The 22,436-nt window shown below is 62.1% G+C and carries 18 protein-coding genes; 9 read left to right on the top strand and 9 right to left on the bottom strand.

Annotated features, from left to right (window positions below):
* The first annotated feature begins 70 nt into the window (after positions 1–70).
* Together metC and SERRSCBI_RS20285 are read left to right on the top strand one after the other, a co-directional pair.
* Complete coding sequence (gene metC, locus SERRSCBI_RS20280) at positions 71–1,267, top strand: cystathionine beta-lyase (protein WP_033644631.1); 1,197 nt, start codon at positions 71–73, stop codon at positions 1,265–1,267.
* A 145-nt stretch (positions 1,268–1,412) separates the two neighbouring features.
* Entirely contained in the window at positions 1,413–2,075 is a 663-nt protein-coding gene (locus SERRSCBI_RS20285; RefSeq protein ID WP_033644630.1) for a DedA family protein, read from the top strand.
* A 10-nt stretch (positions 2,076–2,085) separates the two neighbouring features.
* Here SERRSCBI_RS20285 and SERRSCBI_RS20290 read toward each other — a convergent pair whose 3' ends face one another.
* A complete protein-coding gene (locus SERRSCBI_RS20290; RefSeq protein WP_042785382.1) occupies positions 2,086–3,006 on the bottom strand; it encodes a LysR family transcriptional regulator in 921 nt (306 codons plus the stop codon).
* A gap of 107 nt (positions 3,007–3,113) precedes the next feature.
* Here SERRSCBI_RS20290 and SERRSCBI_RS20295 point away from each other — a divergent pair, with 107 nt between their 5' ends.
* Positions 3,114–4,142, top strand: coding sequence for an NAD(P)-dependent alcohol dehydrogenase (locus SERRSCBI_RS20295; protein WP_042785383.1), 1,029 nt, complete (start codon positions 3,114–3,116; stop codon positions 4,140–4,142).
* 19 nt (positions 4,143–4,161) lie between these two features.
* Here the strand turns inward: SERRSCBI_RS20295 and SERRSCBI_RS20300 are convergent, their stop codons facing one another.
* Entirely contained in the window at positions 4,162–5,049 is an 888-nt protein-coding gene (locus SERRSCBI_RS20300; RefSeq protein ID WP_232091456.1) for an AraC family transcriptional regulator, read from the bottom strand.
* 226 nt (positions 5,050–5,275) lie between these two features.
* Here SERRSCBI_RS20300 and yqhD point away from each other — a divergent pair, with 226 nt between their 5' ends.
* From yqhD to SERRSCBI_RS20315, 3 genes are all read left to right on the top strand, one after another.
* Positions 5,276–6,439, top strand: a complete 1,164-nt coding sequence (yqhD, locus tag SERRSCBI_RS20305; protein ID WP_042785795.1) for an alcohol dehydrogenase — start codon at positions 5,276–5,278, stop codon at positions 6,437–6,439.
* 287 nt (positions 6,440–6,726) lie between these two features.
* A complete protein-coding gene (gene dkgA / locus SERRSCBI_RS20310; protein ID WP_042785384.1) occupies positions 6,727–7,551 on the top strand; it encodes a 2,5-didehydrogluconate reductase DkgA in 825 nt (274 codons plus the stop codon).
* A gap of 141 nt (positions 7,552–7,692) precedes the next feature.
* Positions 7,693–8,298, top strand: coding sequence for a transglycosylase SLT domain-containing protein (locus SERRSCBI_RS20315; protein ID WP_033644624.1), 606 nt, complete (start codon positions 7,693–7,695; stop codon positions 8,296–8,298).
* Between the two features lie 62 nt (positions 8,299–8,360).
* On the opposite strand, the gene SERRSCBI_RS20320 is transcribed toward SERRSCBI_RS20315, so the two are convergent.
* The gene (locus SERRSCBI_RS20320) at positions 8,361–10,529 is read right to left on the bottom strand and encodes a YgiQ family radical SAM protein (RefSeq protein WP_033651302.1); all 2,169 of its coding nucleotides are present in this window, start codon (positions 10,527–10,529) and stop codon (positions 8,361–8,363) included.
* An 80-nt stretch (positions 10,530–10,609) separates the two neighbouring features.
* On the bottom strand, positions 10,610–11,344 hold the full coding sequence (locus SERRSCBI_RS20325; RefSeq protein ID WP_042785386.1) for a GntR family transcriptional regulator: 735 nt from the start codon (positions 11,342–11,344) through the stop codon (positions 10,610–10,612).
* A gap of 659 nt (positions 11,345–12,003) precedes the next feature.
* Here SERRSCBI_RS20325 and SERRSCBI_RS20330 point away from each other — a divergent pair.
* Both SERRSCBI_RS20330 and SERRSCBI_RS20335 read left to right on the top strand, forming a co-directional pair.
* Positions 12,004–13,401: a cytosine permease gene (locus SERRSCBI_RS20330; protein ID WP_042785387.1), complete on the top strand. Its 1,398-nt coding sequence runs from the start codon at positions 12,004–12,006 to the stop codon at positions 13,399–13,401.
* On the top strand, positions 13,398–14,330 hold the full coding sequence (locus tag SERRSCBI_RS20335; RefSeq protein WP_042785388.1) for a PfkB family carbohydrate kinase: 933 nt from the start codon (positions 13,398–13,400) through the stop codon (positions 14,328–14,330). The genes SERRSCBI_RS20330 and SERRSCBI_RS20335 overlap by 4 nt, the downstream gene beginning before the upstream one ends.
* Before the next feature lie 34 nt (positions 14,331–14,364).
* Here SERRSCBI_RS20335 and SERRSCBI_RS20340 read toward each other — a convergent pair whose 3' ends face one another.
* Entirely contained in the window at positions 14,365–15,615 is a 1,251-nt protein-coding gene (locus SERRSCBI_RS20340; RefSeq protein ID WP_042785796.1) for a nucleoside permease, read from the bottom strand.
* Between the two features lie 81 nt (positions 15,616–15,696).
* Positions 15,697–16,518 carry a xanthosine phosphorylase gene (gene xapA, locus SERRSCBI_RS20345; protein WP_042785389.1) on the bottom strand — a complete coding sequence of 274 codons (822 nt, stop codon included), beginning with the start codon at positions 16,516–16,518 and terminating at the stop codon, positions 15,697–15,699.
* 136 nt (positions 16,519–16,654) lie between these two features.
* On the opposite strand from xapA, the gene SERRSCBI_RS20350 reads away from it, so the two are divergent.
* A complete protein-coding gene (locus SERRSCBI_RS20350) occupies positions 16,655–17,566 on the top strand; it encodes a LysR family transcriptional regulator (RefSeq protein WP_042785390.1) in 912 nt (303 codons plus the stop codon).
* Positions 17,567–17,583: 17 nt separating this feature from the next.
* Here the strand turns inward: SERRSCBI_RS20350 and ftsP are convergent, their stop codons facing one another.
* The 3 genes from ftsP to parC all read right to left on the bottom strand — a co-directional run bounded on the left by ftsP (position 17,584) and on the right by parC (position 22,386).
* Entirely contained in the window at positions 17,584–18,999 is a 1,416-nt protein-coding gene (gene ftsP / locus SERRSCBI_RS20355; RefSeq protein WP_033644615.1) for a cell division protein FtsP, read from the bottom strand.
* Positions 19,000–19,131: 132 nt separating this feature from the next.
* Entirely contained in the window at positions 19,132–19,866 is a 735-nt protein-coding gene (locus SERRSCBI_RS20360) for a 1-acylglycerol-3-phosphate O-acyltransferase (protein WP_004937266.1), read from the bottom strand.
* 246 nt (positions 19,867–20,112) lie between these two features.
* Complete coding sequence (gene parC, locus SERRSCBI_RS20365) at positions 20,113–22,386, bottom strand: DNA topoisomerase IV subunit A (protein WP_004937261.1); 2,274 nt, start codon at positions 22,384–22,386, stop codon at positions 20,113–20,115.
* Between the last annotated feature and the right edge of the window lie 50 nt (positions 22,387–22,436).

Consider the following 22,436-nt stretch of genomic DNA (forward strand, 5'->3'; position numbering starts at 1 on the left):
AATAACTCATGCTAACGTAAGGGCTATCGCAAACGGGCAGTGCAGAGCAACCAGAGGTGAGCCAGGTACCATGACGTCAAAACACATCGAAACCACGCTGATCGGCGCCGGCCGCGGCAAACGCTACACCCAGGGCTCCGTCAACCCCGTGACTCAACGCGCCTCTTCCCTGGTCTTCGACTCCGTCGCCGCCAAAAAACAGGCCACCGCGCAACGCGCCCACGGCGAGCTGTTTTATGGCCGACGCGGCACGCTGACCCACTTCGCGCTTCAGGATGCGATGGTGGAGCTGGAGGGCGGCGCCGGCTGCGTGCTGTACCCCTGCGGCGCGGCTGCGGTGGCCAATGCGATCCTGTCGTTCGTCGGCGCCGGCGATCACCTGCTGGTCACCGGCTCAGCGTATGAACCGACCCAGGACTTCTGCACCCACATCCTCGGCCGCATGAACGTCAGCACCACCTATTTCGATCCGCTGATCGGCGCCGACATCGCCACGCTTATCCAACCCAATACCCGCGTGGTGTTCCTTGAGTCCCCCGGCTCCATCACCCTGGAAGTGCAGGATATCCCGGCGATGGTGCAGGCCATTCGCGCCGTGGCGCCGGACGTGGTGATCATGATAGACAACACCTGGGCGGCGGGCGTGCTGTTCAAGGCGCTGGATTTCGACATCGACATTTCCATTCAGGCCGGCACCAAATACCTGATCGGCCATTCCGATTACATGCTCGGCACCGCCGTCGCCAACGCGCGCTGTTGGGAGCAACTGCGCGAGTACTCCTATCTGATGGGGCAGATGGTGGATGCCGACACCGCCTACATGGCGAGCCGCGGCCTGCGCACCCTGAGCGTGCGGCTCAAGCAGCACGAACGCAGCAGCATTGAGGTCGCCAACTGGCTGGCCGAACGGCCGGAGGTGGCGACGGTCAATCACCCGGCCCTGCCCAGCTGCAAGGGCCACGCGTTCTACCGCCGCGACTTCAGCGGCTGCAACGGGCTGTTCTCTTTCGTGCTGAAAGAGCGGCTGGATGAGGCGCAGCTGGCCGCTTACCTGGACAACTTCAGCCACTTCAGCATGGCCTACTCCTGGGGCGGCTTCGAGTCGCTGATCCTAGCCAATCAGCCGGAAGAGCTGGAAGCGATCCGCCCGGCGGGCGGCGTCGATTTTTCCGGCACGCTGGTGCGGTTGCATATCGGTCTGGAGAACGTCGAAGACCTGATCGCCGATCTGGCGGCCGGCTTCGATCGCCTCAACGGCGTGCGCTAAGGCGGATTCCGGTAATTTTCTTCGTCTCGTTTAATGTCGGCTTAAGCTATTAGCGGTACACTAACCGGGTAACTGTCAGATACGGTAACCGCCGCATCCTGGAGAACGTGACCCCGGGCGCAACCGGCATGCAACAGGACATAAAATGGATGTATTACGAGAGATTATTCATGCGCTTTGGCAGCAGGACTTCATCGCCCTCGCCGATCCCAGCGTGATTTGGGTGGTTTACGCCGTACTTTTCACCACCTTGTTTTTGGAAAACGGACTGCTGCCCGCCTCCTTCCTCCCCGGTGATAGCCTGCTGTTGCTGTCGGGCGCGCTGATCGCCAAAGGCGTGATGGGCTTTGCCCCCACCCTGTTGATTCTGACCGCCGCCGCCGGCCTCGGCTGCTGGCTGAGCTATATCCAGGGCCGCTGGCTGGGCCACACCAGCCTGGTGAAAGGCTGGCTGCTGCAACTGCCGGCGCAATACCATCAGCGCGCGCATAACCTGTTCAACCGCCACGGGCTGACGGCGCTGCTGATCGGCCGCTTCCTCGGCTTCGTGCGCACGCTGCTGCCGACCATGGCCGGCATTTCCGGGCTCAACAGCTCGCGCTTCCAGGTTTTCAACTGGCTGAGCGCAGCGATCTGGGTCTGCGCGCTGGTCGGCCTCGGCTACGCTTTCAGCCAAATTCCGCTGGTGAAACGCCACGAAAGCCAGGTGATGACCGGCCTGATGCTGCTGCCGCTGCTGCTGCTGTTCGTCGGCCTGCTCGGCGCCATGCTGGTGGTCTGGCGTAAAAAACGCGCTTCCTCTTCCTGATCCCGGCGCGCTACAGCGCTTTCTCGACCAACGCCAGGCGAGGCGGCAACTTGCTCACCAGCGTATCCACCGCCAGCCGCACCTTCAGCGGCAGGTGAGGCGTGTGCGGCCACACCGCATGCGCTTCAAAGGCGGCGCCGGGCCGATCGCGCAGCAGGCGCACCAGCGCCCCGCTCAACAGCTGCTCACGCACCAGCCAACACGGCAGCCAGGCGATGCCGAACCCGGCCGTCGCCGCATCCGCAATCGCCTGCAAATCGTCCATCTGCAATCGGTTATTCGGCATCACTTCCTGCGGCTCGCCGTTCTCGTCCAGCACCCGCCAGCTGCGCCGCGCGCCGGCGCGCATATAGGTCACCGCCTCGTGCTGAGCCAGTTGCTCAATGCTGTGCGGTTCGCCGCACCGCTGCAGATAGGCCGGCGAGGCGCACAGCGTCATGCGGTGATCGCCGATGCGCCGCGCCACCAGCCCATTGCTGTTGGCCAGCGTGCCGTTGCGGATCGCCATATCGAAGCCGTCCTCAATCAGATCCACCACCCGATCGCTGAACGACAGCTCCAGCTCCAGGCCGGGATGCTCACGCGTCAGCTCGGTCAGCAGCGGCGCGATGCACATGCGGCCAAACAACACCGGCATCGATACCCGCAGCCGGCCACTGACCTGCCGCTTGCCCGACTCCAGCAGCGTTTCCGCGCCGCGGATCTCCTCCAGCGCCCGCAGGCAACGCTCATAGAACAACGCGCCATCGTCGGTCAGGCTCTGGCTGCGGGTGGTGCGATGAAACAGCCGCACGCCCAGCCGCTGTTCCAGCCGGGCGATCGTTTTCCCCACCGCCGAGCGCGACAGGTGCAGCCGACTGGCCGCCAACGCAAAACTGCCCGCCTCCACGGCGGTGACGAATACCGAAATGCCGCTCAATCGATCGCTCATGGTTTGTCGCTCTAAAAGAAACAATCTGCGGAAATCTTATCGCCACTGGCGAACCTTCATCAACGATATTATCGACAGGTCGTTAATCGCTGACTTTGGAGAACATCATGACCGACACGATGCAACGCTGGACGATGGACGCCCTCGGGCGTGAACACCTGCAGCTGACCACCGACGCGATCCCGCAGCCGGGGCCGCGCGAGATCAGAGTGAAAGTGAAGGCGGTAGCGCTCAACTACCGCGACAAAATGATGATTGAAAGCGGCATGGGGCTGACGCTGCCGCAGTCGTTCACCCCCGCCTCGGACATGGCCGGCGAGGTCGACGCCGTCGGGCCCGGCGTCAGCCGTTTCCAACCTGGCGCCCGAGTCATTTCTACCTTCAGCCCCGGCTGGATCGACGGCCGGCAAAAACCGTACGGCGATGCGCGCCAGGTGCCTTACCACACCCTTGGCGGCTTCTATCAGGGCGTGCTGGCGGAATACGTGATTTTGCATGAAGAGTGGCTGGTGGCGGCGCCGGCGTCGCTGGACGACGTGCAGGCCAGCACCCTGCCTTGCGCCGGGCTGACCGCCTGGTTCGCGCTGGTGGAACAGGGCAAACTGCATGCCGGCGAGACGGTACTGGTGCAAGGCACCGGCGGCGTGGCGCTGTTCGCGCTGCAGATCGCCAAAGCCCACGGCGCGGAGGTCTATGTCACCTCCGGCAGCGATGAAAAGCTGGCGCGAGCCCTGGCATTGGGCGCCAATCATGGCATCAACCGGCTGGACGGCGATTGGGTGGAGGCGATTTATGCGCTGACGCAGGATCGCGGCATCGACCATGTGATCGATACCGTCGGCGGCCCGAATTTGGGCAACTCGGTGCGCGCCGTGGCGGTGGGCGGCCGCATCTCAGTGATCGGCGTGCTGGCGGGCGCCGAGATCACCGCCCCCGCCGGCCTGCTGCTGCTGAAATCGGCGGCGATCCAGGGCATCGGCGTCGGCCACCGCCGCGCGCTGGAAGATCTGGTGCGCGCCGTGGACGCCGTCAACCTGCAGCCGGTGATCGACCAGGTATACCGGCTCGATCAACTGCCGCAGGCGTTGGATCACCTCGATCGCGGCCCGTTCGGCAAGATCGTGCTGACCCCATAGCCCGCCGCCCGGCGGCGGCTCACCCCTCCAGCATCAGCGGATTGGCGTCGCGCAGCCGGGCGACTTCATCCCCCGGCGTGACGCCAAACAGGCGTTTGAATTCACGGCTGAACTGCGACGCGCTCTCGTAGCCGACGCGGATCGCCGCGGTACTGGCCTTCAGGCCGTCATGCACCATCAGCAAACGCGCCTTGTGCAGCCGGTACGACTTCACGTACTGCAGCGGCGAGGTGTTGGTCACCGCCTTGAAGTTATGGTGAAACGCCGACACGCTCATGTTGACCTCGCCGGCCAACTGCTCGACGTTGAGGCTCTCGGCATACTGATTTTCTATGCGCCGCAGCGCCTTGGCGATCTGACTGAAATGGGTATGACGGTTGACCAGCTCCTGCAGCGACGCGCCGCAGGCGCCGCGCAGCACGTAGTAGAGGATCTCGCGCACGATCTGCGGCCCCAACACCCGAGCGTCGAGCGGCTTGGCCATCACGTCCAGCAGACGTTCGGTGGCGCACAACAGCTCTTCCGTCAGCTCGGCCAGGTTTACGCCGTTGCTCTCCGCGCGCGGCTGCATCAGGTAGTCGTCGTCGCCGATGTCGATCAGCAAGTCCTGCAGCATTTGGGTATCGATATTGACCGCCAACCCAACCAGCGGCAGCTCCGGGCTGGCGAAGGTTTCGCACTCGAACGGCAGCGGCACCGTCATCAGCAGGTAGTTGCGCGGATCGTACTGAAACACCTTGTTGCCGCAATAGCCGACCTTGTGCCCCTGAAAGATGATGACGATCCCCGGTTCGTACATCACCGGCTGGCGCGGGCAGTGGCGATCGACATACAGGATCTTCACCCGCGGCACCGGTGACGGCGTATAGCCGTTGTCGGTGGCGATAGCCATCGCCTGGCGCGCCATGCGGCTGCGCAGCGCATCGATTTCAATCACGGAAACACCCTCTTACAGTCAGAACGATTCGGCATAAATCATAATTTAAAACTCTCCATTTCTACAGTCAGCTGTAGAAATAGGCAAGAACCAAACAGGAATGTGCATTGTGCGTTACCGCCAGGTTGCTGACAATACGGGCCAGAAACCTTTGCGCCGCTTTGGCGCCCGCCTGATAGAAAGAGAGAAATCAACCATGCAAAACTTCATTCTGCATACCCCAACCAAAATCCTGTTCGGCAAGCAGCAAATCGCCGAAGTGGCCGGCCAGATCCCGGCGGACGCGCGCATTCTGATCACCTACGGTGGCGGCAGCGTGAAGAAAAACGGCGTGCTCGACCAGGTGTATAGCGCGCTGGCCGGCCGCGACGTACGGGAATTCTCCGGCATCGAACCTAACCCGACCTACGAAACCCTGATAAAAGCGGTCGAGGTGGTGAAAACGGAAAACATCGATTTCCTGCTGGCGGTCGGCGGCGGTTCGGTGGTTGACGGCACCAAGTTCATCGCCGCCGCGGCTCGTTATACGGCCGACAGCGATGCCTGGCATATTCTGCAGACCGTCGGCAGCCACATCACTGACGCGGTGCCGATGGGCTGCGTGCTGACGCTGCCGGCCACCGGTTCAGAATCCAACAGCGGCGCGGTGATCACCCGGAAGAGCAGCGGCGACAAGCAGCACTTCTTCTCACCGCTGGTGCAGCCGCGCTTCGCCGTGCTGGATCCGGTGGTGACCTACTCGCTGCCGCCGCGCCAGGTAGCCAACGGCGTGGTCGACGCCTTCGTACACACCCTGGAACAGTATCTGACCTACCCGGTCGACGCCAAGGTGCAGGATCGCTTCGCCGAAGGCCTGCTGTTGACCCTGCTGGAAGACGGCCCGCGCGCGCTGGCCGAGCCGGAGAACTATGCGGTGCGCGCCAACGTGATGTGGAGCGCCACCATGGCGCTGAACGGCCTGATCGGCGCCGGCGTGCCGCAGGACTGGGCGACCCACATGCTGGGTCATGAGCTGACCGCCATGCACGACCTCGACCACGCGCAAACGCTGGCCATCGTGCTGCCGGCGCTGCTGCACGAGAAGAAAGCGCAGAAACGCGAAAAGCTGCTGCAGTACGCTGAACGCGTCTGGGGCCTGCGCGAAGGCAGCGAAGACAGCCGCATCGACGACGCGATCGCCGCCACCCGCGCCTTCTTCGAGCAGATGGGCGTGCCGACCCGCATGGCGGATTATCAGCTCGACGGCAGCAGCATTCCCGCGCTGCTCGACAAGCTGCAGCAGCACGGCATGACCGCCCTGGGCGAGCATCAGGACATCACCCTGGACGTCAGCCGCCGCATTTATGAAGCGGCGCGTTAATCGCAAAACGGCGATTTTTTGCTAGGCTTTAGTCTTCGCCAGCCATTTTTCGCCGCATTCTGCGCTCGGCCGATCGCCGGGCGCAGTCGGGCGCCTCAGCGCGCCGCCGCTCGTTTCGCACCCTTCGTCTTACCGCTCATTCGCAGGGAGAGCGGGGAGAAAATCGCCCTCCCGCCACCGCTGAAATTAGGCTGGCAAACCCGGCAACCGCCCATTTTGCCAACTAGAATTTATCTATAGCCGTTTCGGTGCCGCAGGCGCCGCAATCCGTACACAAGGAGATGCGCATGACAACGCAACAACCCATCATCAAACTCCACGATGGTAATCTGATGCCGCAGTTGGGTCTCGGCGTTTGGCAGGCGAGTATTGAAGAGACCACCCGCGCGGTCAGCAAAGCGCTGGAGATCGGTTACCGCTCCATCGACACCGCCGCGATCTACAAGAACGAGGAAGGCGTCGGCGCCGCGCTGCAGTCCAGCGCGCTGCCGCGCAGCGACCTGTTCATCACCACCAAGCTGTGGAACGACGATCAGGGCGATCCGCTGGCGGCGCTGGAAACCAGTCTGGAAAAGCTCAAGCTGGACTACGTGGATCTGTATCTGATCCACTGGCCGCGCCCGCAGCAGGATCAATACGTCTCCGCCTGGCGCGAGCTGATCAAACTGCGCGAACAAGGCCTGGTGAAAAGCATCGGCGTGTGCAACTTCCATACGCCGCACCTGCAGCGTCTGTTGGATGAAACCAACGTGGCGCCGGTCGTCAACCAGATCGAGCTGCACCCGTTGCTGCAACAGCGCCAGCTGCGCGCCTGGAACGCCACGCACCATATCGCCACCGAATCCTGGAGCCCGCTGGCGCAGGGCGGTGAAGGGGTATTCGACCAGCCGCTGATCAAGGTGCTGGCCGAGAAATACGAGAAGACTCCGGCGCAGATCGTGGTGCGCTGGCACCTGGACAGCGGCCTTATCGTGATCCCGAAATCGGTCACGCCGTCGCGCATCCGCGAAAACTTCGAGGTGTTTGATTTCAAACTCGATAAGGACGAACTGGGCGAGATCGCCAAGCTGGACGTCGGCAACCGCCTGGGGCCGGATCCGGATACCCTGTAACCCCCCTCAAGCCCTCTCCCGCCGGAGGGGGCTTTTCCTTCCTGCACATTGCTCCTTTGCGCCGCCTGACGTTATGATGACGACGCCGGAGGCTCCGGCCACCGGTTACGCCGTTAAAAAAACAGACAAGCACGGAGCACCATGAAATTCTCTTTCTCACACGGGTCACGGCTGGGCATGCTTTGCATCATGCTGGTGCTGGCGGGTTGCGCCGGCAAGAAACAGCGCGTCAGCTACGATCGCCACGCCTTCGATAGCGCCATTCAAGACGCCGCCAGCGAATACGGCGTGGACGCCAAGCTGATCACCGCCATGATCCAGGTGGAGTCCGGCTTCAACCCTTCCGCAGTGAGCAGATCCAATGCGATCGGTCTGATGCAGCTGAAAGCCGATACCGCCGGCTGCGACGCCTACCGCTACAAAGGCAAACGCGGCTGTCCGGACGACGATGACCTGCGGGATCCCGACACCAATATCGATCTCGGCGCCGCCTATCTGGCCACCTTGCAAAAACAACAGCTTAAAGGGATCGCCAATCCCGTCACGCTGCGCTACGCCACCATCATCGCCTACGTCAACGGCACCGGGGCCCTGCTGCGCACCTTCTCCAGCAACCGCCAGCAGGCGATCGCGATGATTAACAACCTGTCGCCGGAAGCCTTTAACTGGCACGTGCGCAAATACCATCCCGCCCCGCAGGCGCCGCGCCATTTGATGAAAGTGGAAGCCGCTTACGAACGGTTGTAATTAGCCAAAGTAAAAAGGAGAACCCGAGGGTTCTCCTTTTTGTTTGCGCGCGGGCCTCGTCGTTACGGCTTGGCCTTGCGAATCGGTTTGCGCGGTGGCCGGTTGGACGGCGTGCGCTGCCGATTGATGTCGGTATGCTTGGTCAACGCCGGTCGGGTGTGGCGCTGCAGCCGTTTCGCTTCGCGCTGCTCGTCGATGCTCGGCGCCGGCACCAGACACTCGCGGCGGCTGCCGATCAGGTGCTTCAGCCCCATCTCTTCCAGCGCGGTGCGGATCAGCGCCCAGTTGGCCGGATCGTGGTAACGCAGCAGCGCCTTATGCAGGCGACGCTGGCGCTCGCCGCGCGGCACCACCACGTCTTCACTCTTGTACCCCACCTTGCTCAGCGGGTTTTTGCCGCTGTAATACATGGTGGTGGAGTTGGCCATCGGCGAAGGATAGAAGTTCTGCACCTGATCGAGGCGGAAACGGTTCTTCTTCAGCCACAGCGCCAGGTTCACCATGTCTTCATCGCGGGTGCCCGGGTGCGAAGAGATGAAGTACGGGATCAGGTACTGCTCTTTGCCCGCCTGCTTCGAATAGTGATCAAACAGCTGTTTGAAGCGATCGTAGCTGCCCATGCCCGGTTTCATCATTTTCGACAGCGGGCCTTCTTCGGTGTGCTCCGGCGCGATCTTCAGGTAGCCGCCGACGTGGTGGGTCGCCAGTTCCTTGATATAGCGCGGATCTTCCACCGCCAGATCGTAACGTACCCCGGAGGCGATCAGGATCTTCTTGATGCCCTCCAGCGAACGCGCGCGGCGGTAAAGCTTGATGGTCGGCTCGTGGTTGGTATCCATATAAGTGCAGATCTCCGGATACACGCACGAGGCGCGGCGGCAGGTCTGCTCGGCGCGCGGGTTGGTGCAGCGCAGCATATACATGTTGGCGGTCGGGCCGCCCAGATCGGAGATCACGCCGGTAAAGCCCGGCACTTTGTCGCGGATCTCTTCGATTTCGCGAACGATCGAATCTTCCGAACGGCTCTGGATGATGCGCCCTTCGTGCTCGGTGATCGAACAGAACGAACAGCCGCCGTAGCAACCGCGCATGATGTTCACCGAGAAGCGGATCATGTCGTAGGCAGGAATGCGCTCCTGACCGTAGGACGGGTGCGGCACGCGCTGGTAAGGCAGGGCGAAGACGCTGTCCATCTCCGGCGTGGTCAGCGGGATCGCCGGCGGGTTGATCCACACGTAGCGATCGCCGTGTTTTTGCATCAGCGCGCGGGCGCAGCCGGGGTTGGTTTCATGGTGCAAAATGCGCGAGGTGTGCGCATACAGCACCTTGTCGCCCTTCACTTTCTCGAAGGACGGCAGCAGCACGTAGGTCTTCTCCCACGGCTTCGGTTTGGCGGCGCGCACCGTGACAGGCTTGGCTTCCGGCTCCTTCGGTTTGGCGCCGTCGGCGCACGGCAGATCCTCGCCGTACGGGTTCGGGATAGGTTCGATGCGGCCCGGCTTGTCGAGGCGGGTGGAATCCACGCCGCTCCAGCCCGGCAGCGCTTCTTTACGCATCACCGCGGTATTGCGAATATCGTGGATATCGCCGATCTTCTCGCCGGCGGCCAGACGGTGCGCCACTTCCACCAGCGGGCGTTCGCCGTTGCCGTAGATCAGCATGTCGGCTTTGGAGTCCACCAGCACCGAGCGGCGCACGGTATCCGACCAATAGTCGTAGTGGGCGATGCGACGCAGGCTGGCTTCAATGCCGCCCAGCACGATCGGCACGTCTTTATAGGCTTCTTTGCAGCGCTGGCTGTAGACCAGGGTGGCGCGATCCGGGCGTTTGCCGCCGACGTTGCCGGCGGTGTAGGCGTCGTCGTGGCGCAGTTTGCGATCGGCGGTATAGCGGTTGATCATCGAATCCATGTTGCCGGCGGTGATGCCGAAGAACAGATTCGGTTTCCCCAACCGCATGAAGTCTTCTTTGTTGCTCCAATCCGGCTGCGCGATGATGCCGACGCGGAAGCCCTGCGCTTCCAGCATGCGGCCGATGATCGCCATGCCGAAGCTCGGGTGATCGACATAGGCGTCGCCGCTGATGATGATCACGTCGCAGCTGTCCCAACCCAGTTGATCCATCTCTGCTCGCGACATCGGTAAAAACGGCGCGGTGCCATAACATTCCGCCCAATAAGGCTTATAAGAAAACAGTTCACGATCGGGTTGGATCAGGCTGGTGGTGCTCATTCTGCTGCTCTTTTTACAGGTTAATTAATCGCCGGGCGGCGATTATACGCACTAGTGGCAAAAAGAGCATGGTTATTTCGCTAACCATTCACCTCGAATTCATAAACGTCGCTGCGGCACAAGATATCGCTGAACTCCAGCGCCTCGCCCCGGGCGTTGCGGCTGGTTTGGATGATGTGCAACAACGGCGCGCCGCACGGTACGTTGAGCAGCTCGGCGACCTCGCCGCTGCAGGACACCGCCTTCAACAAAAAGTGTTTATCTTCAGGCACGATGCCGCGCGATTGCCATAACGCATACAGCGAATGCTCCAGCTGCGCCGGTTCAGGCAGGAAGCGCAGCGGAATATAGGTGGTTTCCAGCGAGACCGGGCTGCCGTTCAGCAAGCGTAAACGCCGCAGTTTGACCACCTCATCCCCTTCCGCGATCCCCAGCGCCGCCGCGGCCTTGGCCGGCGCGCCGACCCGTGCGCGCAGCAGCCATCGGTTGCTGACGCTGCTGCCGTGACGCAGCGCCTGAGCGGTAAAACCGCTGTCCTTATCGAGGGAATAGCCGATACGCATCGCCACGCGGGTGCCAACGCCCTGCTGCCGCGAAATCAGCCCCTTCTCCTCCAGCAGTTTCATCGCCTTGCTGACGGTGACGCGCGACAGCCCCAGGCCTTCCGCCATCTGCCGCTCCGGCGGCAGAAATGCCTCCGCCGCCAGCACCTGCTGCCTGATCGCGGTTTCTATCGCCGTCGCCAGCTGAATATAGCGCGGCGCCGCCGCCCCCTGCGCCAGATGTTCACGCAGCCAGGCCATAAAATCCGTCATTCGCCCGCCCTCTTGTTCCGCCCTATGCCCAAACTTCGCTTTCTCCTATCGCCGATCCGGCGATAAAGCCTCTCACCATAACTAAAATATTGCTAATGTTTTCAGAGGGACATCACAATTTTTATTCAATGGACTTTCATTGGATCTAGATCGCGCGTAATCTGTGCTTATTGATGTTGAAACATCAATGGCACCAACACCAGGGATCCACCTTTAAAACAACTAAAAATCCGCTGCCGACCAGACAGGACGCACCTGATGGTCAGGCAGCGGGCATACGCTGTCCGCATCCCGTTCGCTGAAGCGGATGGGCGACCCTTTGGGATGAATTGCCCGCTTCTCGCCGTACCCGATGGGTCACGTTGCCCAAGACGCCACTACAAATGACAAATAATAAGCAACGGTGCTAATGGATAGCTTGCTCACGGCTCATCATCCCCTCGCGCGATCCCCCTTGCGCCGGGTGAAACGGACTGATGCCTGCAAATAAAAACGTTCTCTCTCTTCCAAACTCCGCTGCAGACCCACTCTTTGTCTACACTCATTGGCGCCGTGCGGTCGGCAAGCCTCATCCGAGGCGGCGGCCGCAGCGCCAACAAAATCGCTTTTCAGTTAACTGCGGCGGCCCTCAAGGCCCTGCGCAACAGGGATCAATTGCTATGACCGATATCAATCGCAATGAAGCATGGAAGGTAGAGAGCACCGGTATCGACCGGGTGCCGGATGCGGAACAGACCGGGCGGCCCATCGAGCTGTTTTGGATCTGGTCTGCAGCCAATATCGGCATTCTCGGCGTGGTGTATGGCGCCATCATCGTCGGCTTCGGCTTATCCTTCCTGCAATCGGTGCTCGCCGCCTTGTTCGGCGTCGCCAGCTTCGTGCTGGTTGGCCTCACCAGCTTCGCCGGCAAGCGCGGGCGCACCTCTACGCTGACGCTGTCGCGAGTGATTTTCGGGCTGAAGGGCAACGTGGCGCCTACCCTGTTCAGTTGGATCAATCTGATGGGCTGGGAAGCGGTCAACGTGATCACCGGCACCCTGACGCTGGCGGCGCTGTTCGAGGCCTTCGGGCTGGGGGCCAGCCATCTGCTGACCGCGCTCAGCCTGTTGCTGTTCGCCGGGCTCACTATCGTCGTCAGCCTGCTGGGGCAGAATACCGTAGTCTGGATGCAAAGCTGGTTCAGCCGCATCTTCGGCACCATGACGCTGATCGTGGTGCTTTATATCCTGTTCAACACCGAGTGGAGCCAGGTGCTGGCGCTGCCTTCCGGCAGCTGGCTGACCGGCTTCCTGCCGGCGGTCTCGGTGATCGCCGCCGGTACCGGCATCAGTTGGGCGATCGCCGGCGCCGATTACAGCCGCTATCAAAGCCCGAATTCGTCGAGCAAAAGCATTTTCGCCGCGGTGATGGGCGGCGCCTGTTTGCCGCTGATGCTGCTGATGCTGGCCGGCATTCTGCTTTCCGTGCAGCTGCCCGATCTGGCCAACGCCGCCAATCCCATCGCGCTGATAGGCTCAGTGCTGCCCGCCTGGATGGCGATCCCTTATCTGCTGGCCGCCACCGCCGGCATCGTCACCATCGCGGTGCTCAGCCTGTATTCCGCCAGCCTTAACCTGCTGACCATCGGCGTGCAGGTCAAACAGTGGTTGGCGGTATCGATCGACGCCGTGGTAGTGCTGGGTATCGCCCTGTATGTGCTGTTCATCTCCGGCGATTTTATGGGGCCGTTCATCTCCTTCCTGGTGTTCTGCGGGGTGTTCCTGGCAGCCTGGGAGGCGATTTTCCTGCTCGATTACCTGTGCCTGCGCCGCCGCCACGGGTATGATGGCAACGCTTTGTACGGCCTGCATGGCCAGAACCGCGGCGTGCGCAAAGCCCCGCTGTTCTGCTGGTTCCTCGGCGCCCTGTGCGGCCTGCTGGTCACCAAAACCGGTTTTATCGACGGCCCGCTGGCTAAAGGCTTGTTTGCCGACTCCAGCCTGGGGCTGTTTGTGTCGTTTGCGGTTAGTCTGATCGCTTACGGTCTGTACCTGACCCAACGCAGAGAACATCAATGAATGAGTGGGAAGCTGTAACGCCTGTCCTGGTGATAGGGGGCGCGGTCGGCGATCTGGTGATGACGCTGCCGCGCCTGCCGACCAGCGGCGAAGATATCGAAGCCCAGCCGCAGGCGCGGCAAATCGGCGGTTGCGCGTTCAACGTGGCGCGCGCGCTGACGCGCCTTGAAGTGCCGGTGATCAACGGTATGCCGGTCGGCAACGGCGAATGGGGCGCGGCGATCGAAGCCGCCATGGGCGAACTGGGGCTGGAGGTGCTGTTGCGCCACGGCCAGATGGACAATGGCTGGTGCCTGGCGCTGGTGGAGCCGAACGGCGAACGCACCTTCATCACGGTTTCCGGTTGCGAAAGCCAATGGAATAAAGCGCAGCTGGCCACGCTGCCGCTGACGGAACACACCCTGATCTACGCCAGCGGCTACGAGCTGGCGGGCGAAAACGGCGAAGCGCTGCGCGAGTGGCTGACGCGCATGCCGTTCGACCAACCGCGTCTGATCGATCCCGGCCCGCGCATCGCCCAGCTCAGCGAAGATTTCTTCGCCATGCTCAGCGACAGCCACACCCTGCTGACGCTCAACCGCGACGAAGTGGCCGCGCTGTGCGGCGCCGGCGACGCCGTGGATGCCGCGCAGCGCTATGCCGCCGCCCGTAACCTGACGCTGATCTGCCGCCTGGATCGCGACGGCGCCTGGATCTGCGACGGCCGCACGCCGCCGCTGCACGTTCCCGCCTATCCGGTGGACGTCATCGATACCATCGGCGCGGGCGATGCCCACTGCGCCGGTTTGCTGGCGGGGCTGTCCGCCGGCTGGCCGCTGCCGCGGGCGGTCGATCTGGCCAACCGGGTCGCCGCCTGCGTGGCGGCCAGCCTCGGCGCCGCCAATCCGCCGGACCGGCATCAACTGCAACAACGCTTCCCGCAGGCCTGACGTTTCAGGGCGCCACCATCCAGCGCCCTAAGCCTTACTGCGCCGCCGCCGCACTCTCCTGCGGCGAGTGGCGATAGTTGAAGCTCAACGCGAACACAATCCCCAGCACCAGCGTATACAGCGCAAACACCAGCCAGATGCTCTGCCAGTCTTTCACGCCGTCATGGCTGAAGAAATCCACCACTTCGCCGCTGGCGAGCGCCCCCACATAGGCGCCCAGACCGTTGACCATGGTCATGAATAGCCCCTGCGCGCTGGCGCGGATGCGGTGATCGGCCTCCTTCTCGACGAAAATGGCGCCGGAAATATTAAAGAAGTCGAACGCGCAACCGTAAACGATCATCGACAACAGCAGCAGCACGAAACCAAAACCGACCGGCGTGCCGTAGGCCAAGAACAGGAAACGCAGCGTCCAGGCCGCCATACTGATCAGCATCACCTGCTTGATGCCGTAACGGCGCAGGAAAAAGGGAATGGTGAGGATAAAGAACACTTCAGAGATCTGCGACAGCGACAGCAGCACCGCCGGATACCGGACGCTGAGGCTGTCCTGATATAGCGGATTGAGCGACAGATCGTGCAGGAACGGGTTGCCGAAGGTGTTGGTTATCTGCAGCGCCGCGCCGAGCAACATGGCGAACAGGAAAAACAGCGCCATGCGCCGCTGGCGAAACAGCACCAGCGCATCCAGCCCCAGCACGCTCACCCAGCGCTTCGACTCGGCCGCGCGGTTGGTCGGGCAGCGCGGCAGCGTCAGCGAATAGGCGGACAGCAGCAGCGACGCCGCAGAAGCCAGATACAGCTGCAGATTACTGAGCTCGATTTGGCTGAAACCGACCAGCCACATTGCCAGAATGAATCCCACGGTGCCGTACACCCGCACCGGCGGAAAGTCCTTTACCGTGTCAAAGCCGTGCTTCTCCAGGCAAAAATAGGAAATGGCGTTGGAGAGCGCGATGGTCGGCATATAGACCATGGCGTTGAACAGCATCACCCAGAACATCAGCATCGGTTGCTCGACCTGCGCCGCGCAGTACAGCGCCAGCGCCCCGAGCAGGTGGCAAAGCGCATACAGAGAGTTGGCCTTCATCCACCGATCGGCAATGATGCCCGCCAGCCCCGGCATGATCAGCGCAGCGATGCCTTTGGCGCTGTAAACCATCCCCACCTGCATGCCGCTGAAATGCAGCGTGTTGATCATGTAGGAGCCCAGCGTCACCAGCCAGGCACCCCAGATAAAGAACTGCAGGAAAATCATGACTTTCAATCGTGTTTTTATCGCCATCGCCATCACCTTGTTATTATGCTTTCAACGATGATTGATGCGGCAGGCCCCCTGCAGCCCGCCGCCGGTTTGCTTGCGCTATTACAGCGTTTTGAACAGCTCGCGGATCAGGCGCATGAAATCGTCCGCCGCCAGCGCCGCGCAGCTGAGCGTTTGTTCATGGGAGAGCGGCGTATCCGACAGCCCTTCGGCGTAGTTGGTCATCGCGGACACCACCAGCACCTTGAGGCCGCAGTGGCGCGCCGTCAGGACTTCCGGCACGATCGACATGCCCACGACGTCGCAGCCGAGGGTCTGCATCATGCGGATCTCCGCCGGCGTTTCGAAGTTCGGCCCGGTGTAAGCGGCGAACACCCCTTCCGCCAGCGGGATGCCCGCGCTTTCGGCCACTGCCGCTAGTTGGGCGCGCAGATCGCGATCGTAGGCGTTCGCCAGGCTGAAGAAGCGCGGCCCGAAGCGCTCATCGTTGGCGCCGACCAGCGGCGATTCCGGCATGAAATTGATATGATCGGTAATGGCCACCAGGCTGCCCGGCGCCACCGAGCGGCGCAGCGAACCGGCGGCGTTGGTCGCCAACAGGAATTCGCAGCCCAGCAGTTTGAAGGTGCGCACTGCGGTGGTCATCACCTGCATGCCGCGCCCTTCATAGAAGTGGCCGCGCCCTTTCATGCACACGACCGGCACGCCCTCCAGCTTGCCGGCGACCAGTTGCCCGGCGTGGCCGGCGACGCCGCTCACCGGGAAGCCCGGCAGCGCCGCGTAATCGAGGGTGACGGTTTCGGTCATCACCTCCGCCAGAGCGCCGAGACCGGAGCCGAGAATCAAGGCCGCTTTAGGCTGAAAACCCGGCAGACGTGCGCGGACAACATCGGCGCAGATAAAAGCATCTTCTTGATTAAACATCGTATTCTCTCTTTAAGCGGGGGACAATAAGCCCCATAGTAGAGAGCGAGGCGCGGCCGAGACCAATACATTCTTGGCGGCCGATTTATTCCATTTATCTATAAGTTGAGCTGCGTCACAGGAGGCGATACCCCGGATGAACCCGCCCCATGCCCTGCCCGATCCCGGTCGGATTAACTTCCGCCTGCTGCACTATTTCCGCGTGGTGGCGGAAGAGATGAATTTCACTCAGGCGGCGCGGCGGTTGAATATGTCACAGCCGCCGCTCAGCAAGCACATCAAAGAGCTGGAGAGCCAGCTCGGCGTGGTGCTGTTCAAACGCACCACCCGCTCCATGACGCTGACGCCGGCCGGCCGCACGCTGCTGCGCAACGTCGAGCGGCTGCTGGATCAGGCCGACAGCGCGCTGCATCAGGTGCAACAAATGGGGCGCGGCGAAGGCGGCCACATGGTGGTCGGCATGGTCGGCACCTCGGCCTGGGGCGGCTTGATTGCGGCGCTGCGGCGGTTCAGCGAGCAGAGCGTCGGCGCTACCTGGTCGTTGAATGAGCTGACGCCTAGCCAGCAAATCGCCGCGCTGCAAAAGCGGCATATCGATATCGGGGTATGGCGAGAGGCGCAGCAGCAGACGCTGCCGGGATTGAGCTGCCAACGGCTGGCGCGCGAAAGCATCGCCGTGGTGCTGCCGCTCGATCATCCGCTGGCGCAGCAGGAGAATATCCCGCTGGCGGCGCTGCAAAACGACAGCTTCATCGTGCTGCCGCCGCATGAGGCCAGCCTGGGGCTGTATCTGCACAATCTGTGTCTGCAGCAGGGATTTTTGCCGGACGTCGCTTATCAGGTCAATGAACCGCAAACCCTGCTGGCGCTGGTGGCGGAAGGCTGCGGCATTACGCTGCTGCCGGACAGCTACGGCCGCATCCCGTGGCCCGGCGTGCGGTTTTGCTCGCTGCAGCAGGCGCCCCCGGCGGATCTGTATGCGGTATACCGTACCGACAGCGTCACGCCGGTGGTGCAGGCTTTTTTGGCGATGCTGCGGGCGCCCTAAGCGGCCCGCAGAGCGGGTTACATCGTCGGCTGCACCATCAGCTGGCCGGCGGTGCCGCGATCGGCCATCTCCAGCGTCTGGCTGTAATACAGGAACGGGAAGTGTTCGGAGGTGGATTGGTTGAAATACACCAGCAGCTCGACGTCGCCATCGACCCAGACGGTATCCTTCCAGCCGCGATCTTCCGCCATCGGCTGCGCGCCGTTGACGCGTTTGATCAGGAACTGCACGCCCTGAATATGGAACGACTGCGGCGTATCCGCATGAATGTTCCAGCGTTCCCAGGTGCCTTGCTGCGCCTGTACGTCGATGCGGTTCATGTCCCAAATTGCGCCGTTGATGCCGACGCCGCCGTCGCCCAGGCGGAAATCGCGGGTGCGGCTGGCGCTGCCGTCCAACAGCTGATCCGCCAGCAGGCGCATCGGCAGGTTGTCGGTTACCAGCGGCAGCAGGCCGGTCGGGCGCAGCGTCAGCACCTGGGTGGACACCAGAATGCTCGACGGCTCGAACAGGCCGCGCAGGCGATCCATGATGCCCGCCGCTTCACCGGCGGTGATGGTCACCTCGTCGCCCTTCGACATGTCGATCAGCACTTCCCGGCGCTCGCCCGGCGCCAGCGACAGCTGCTGCACCGCAACCGGCGCAGGCAGGAAGCCCTGATCGCTGGCGATCACGTTGAACGGCCGCCCGTCGCTGAGCTGCAGGGTATAACGCCGCGCGTTGGAGGCGTTGAGCAAACGCAAACGCACCCAGCCGCGCGACACGTCGACATACGGGTTTTGCACGCCGTTGACCAACAGCGTATCGCCGACGAAGCCGCCCTGCGACGGCGCATCGTATTGCGGCGTGCCGAAGTTATCGAAGCGTTTGTCCTGAATGATCAGCGGGAAATCGTCGACGCCGTAGTGGTTGGGCAGCGGCAGCGCTTTGCTGACGGCATCCTCCACCAGCCACAGCCCGGCCAGCCCGTTGTACACGTGCGGCGCCATGCGGTTTGGCGTGTTGGCGTGGTACCAGCAGGTAGCCGCCGCCTGACGAATGGGCAGCACCGGCGACCAGTCGACGTTGGGCGACATCATGCGCGGCGCGCCGCCCATCAGCGTGCCCGGCACCTGCAAACCGCTGATGGTCATCGCCACCGGCTCCTGCAGGCGGTTGCTGTAGATCAGTTTGACGTCGTCGCCGCTGTAAACCCGCACCGTCGGCCCCAGGTACATGCCGTTGATGCCCCACACCGCCGCTTTGCGGTTATCCATAAACGCCCAGTGGGCGCGCTGCAAGGTCAGGAACAGCGGCTGACCGCGGCGAGACTCCAGCAGCGGGGGAATGGGTAATGGGGTCTGCGTTCCGCTCGCCTCAGCCCTCAGCGGCACGGCGCCCGCGCACAGCGCCAGGCCCGATGCCTGTAAAAACTGACGTCGACTGAGTGACATATTTTCTCCATGAAAAGCAATAACTAAACCGTGTGCAAAACCCAAACGCCCGCCAATCAAGATTAGCAGGCGCTCAGGCGTTAACGGCGCTGAACGCCAATTAAAAAACTCTTCTTTGAAGCCGGTAGACTCTTATTTTTTGGCGGCGTTGCGCTGGGCGACTTCGGCGTCCAATTCGGCGATTTTCGCCTCCATCAGCTCGCGGCAATGGGCCGCCAGCTCGCGCACGTTTTCTTTGCCGTATTTGCTGGTATCCACCGGCGCCAACATCTCGACGATCACATGGCCGTTATTCCAGCGATTAAGATTTATATTACCGCTGGTGGTGGATACGCAGATAGGCACAATCGGCACGCCGGCGGCGATGGCCGCGTGGAACGCGCCGGTTTTAAACGGCATCAGCCCACGGCCGCGGCTGCGGGTCCCTTCCGGGAACATCCAGATCGAAATGTCTTTCTTCTTGAACTGCTCCGCTACCTGGGCGATGGTGCCGTGCGCCTTGGCGCGATTATCACGATCTATCAGCAGATTACCGGTCAGCCAATACAGCGGGCCGAAAAACGGGATCCACACCAGACTTTTTTTACCGACCGTCACGGTGCGCGGCTGCACGATATTAGAGGCCGTCACCATGTCATAGTTATTTTGGTGGTTGGCGATATAGATGCAGTTGCCGTTGTTGGCCGCATCGGCCGGCACGCGGGTTTCAACCTTGATGCCGAACAGCGTCGACAGACGGCCGAAAAGATGGCCGAAGGTCGCCACATGGCGAGGATTACGCGGACTGAACAAGCAATAAACCGAACCGAAAATACACACCAGAATACAGAAAAGAGTGGCGAGAACGGCACGCAAAATCAATAACATAACAACCTCATTAGCACACTGCCAACGCAGTTTACTTCGCTGCGCAGATTCCTTTACTCATTATTTGCCGACCAGGCGGAAAGCACGCCTATGTCGCCTGCATTTCTCGCTATTTTCCCGCCAGGCGGCAGTACGCACAATAATTTTATGCGCAGAAATGTTAACTATTTGGAAAATAAACGCCAGCAAAAATAAATAAGGCGGCCACAGCATGCTGCGACCGCCCGTTAACGCTGGTGCCAACGCTTACTCTTCGCTGTCGCCACCCGACGCCCGCACCGGCGCATCCACTTCGACGCGATCGATGCGCTGCAGGCCGCGCGGCAGTTGGGTGCCCTTGCGGCCGCGTTCCGCACGGAACTTCTGCAGATCTTCCGGACGCAGCGTCAGCTTGCGTTTGCCGACGTGCAGCGTGACGGACGCCTGCGGCGGCAGCACGAACAGCCAGGCCAGCTTGTCTTCACCGGCGGCGGCCTGCGCCGCCGGAATGGAGACGATCTTGTTGCCCTTGCCCTTCGACAGCTGCGGCAGATCGGCGACCGGGAACATCAGCATGCGCCCGGCGGCGGTGATCGACAGCAGCATATCGTCTGCGCCGTGGATCTCCATCGGCGGCAGCGCTCTGGCGTTGTCCGGCAGCGTGATCATCACCTTGCCGGCGCGGTTGCGCGCCACCAGATCGTTAAAGGTGCAGACGAAACCGTAACCGGCGTCAGACGCCATCAGCAGCTTCTGATCGTCGGCCGCCATCAGCACCTGCTCGATGGTGGCGCCCGGCGGCGGCGTCAGCTTGCCGGTCAGCGGCTCGCCCTGCCCGCGCGCCGAAGGCAGCGTCATCGGATCGAGCGCATAGCTGCGCCCGGTAGAGTCGATAAACACCACCGGCTGATTGCTCTTGCCGCGCGCCGCGCCGCGGAAGCTGTCGCCAGCCTTGTAGCTCAACCCGGTCGGATCGATGTCATGGCCCTTGGCACTGCGCACCCAGCCCATTTCAGACAGCACGATGGTCACCGGTTCGGACGGCACGAAGTCGTGCTCGCTCATCGCCTTGGCTTCCGCGCGCTCGGTCAGCGGCGAACGGCGATCGTCGCCGTAGGTCTGCGCATCGGCTTGGATCTCTTTCTTAATCAGCGTATTCAGCTTGCGTTCGGACGCCAGCAGCGCCTGCAGCTGATCGCGCTCTTTCGCCAGTTCGTCCTGCTCGCCGCGGATCTTGACCTCTTCCAGCTTGGCCAGGTGACGCAGTTTCAGCTCGAGGATCGCTTCCGCCTGAGTATCGGAGATGCCGAAACGCTGCATCAGCACCGGCTTCGGCTCATCCTCGCTGCGGATGATGTGGATCACCTCGTCGATGTTGAGGAACGCCACCAGCAAGCCTTCGAGGATATGCAGGCGCTTGAGCACCTTCTCAAGGCGGTAGTTCAGGCGGCGACGCACCGTATCGCGACGGTAGGCCAGCCATTCGGTGAGGATCTCCACCAGCCCTTTCACCTGCGGGCGGTTGTCCAGACCGATCATGTTCATGTTGATGCGGTAGCTGCGCTCCAGATCGGTGGTGGCGAACAGGTGATTCATCACCTGCTCCAGATCGATGCGGTTGGAACGCGGCACGATCACCAGACGCGTCGGGTTCTCGTGATCGGATTCATCGCGCAGGTCTTCGACCATCGGCAGCTTCTTGGCACGCATCTGGCTGGCTATCTGCTCCAGCACCTTGGCGCCGGAAACCTGATGCGGCAAGGCGGTGATCACCGCGCTGCCATCCTCTTTCTTCCACACGGCGCGCATGCGCACCGAGCCGCGGCCGCTCTGGTAAATTTTGCGAATTTCATCACGCGGGGTGATGATCTCGGCTTCGGTCGGGAAGTCCGGCCCCTGCACGAACTCGAGCAGGTCATCGAGCGAGGCGCCCGGCTTGTCGAGCAGCGCCACCGCGGCGGCGGCGACTTCGCGCACGTTGTGCGGCGGAATGTCGGTCGCCATGCCGACCGCGATGCCGGTGGTGCCGTTCAGCAGGATGTTCGGCAGGCGCGCCGGCAGCATCTTCGGCTCTTGCAGCGTGCCGTCAAAGTTCGGGATCCAGTCGACCGTGCCCTGGCCCAGTTCGGCCAGCAAGACCTCGGCGTATTTGGACAGGCGCGATTCGGTATAACGCATCGCCGCGAACGACTTGGGATCGTCCGGCGCCCCCCAGTTCCCCTGGCCGTCCACCAGCGGATAGCGATACGAGAACGGCTGCGCCATCAGCACCATGGCTTCATAACACGCGCTATCGCCGTGCGGGTGATATTTACCCAGCACGTCGCCCACGGTGCGGGCGGACTTCTTGAATTTGGCGCTGTTGGTCAGCCCCAGTTCAGACATGGCGTAGATGATGCGGCGTTGTACCGGCTTCAAACCGTCGCCAATGTACGGCAACGCCCGATCCATGATGACGTACATGGAATAGTTCAGATAGGCGTTTTCAGTGAATGTGTGCAGCGGTAAACGCTCTACACCGTCATGAGTCAGATCACTCATTACTCAATTATCCTCAGACCGTGGCTTGGCAATCCCTTGGACGACAAAAG

Source organism: Serratia sp. SCBI, from assembly GCF_000747565.1.
GTDB lineage: Bacteria > Pseudomonadota > Gammaproteobacteria > Enterobacterales > Enterobacteriaceae > Serratia > Serratia ureilytica.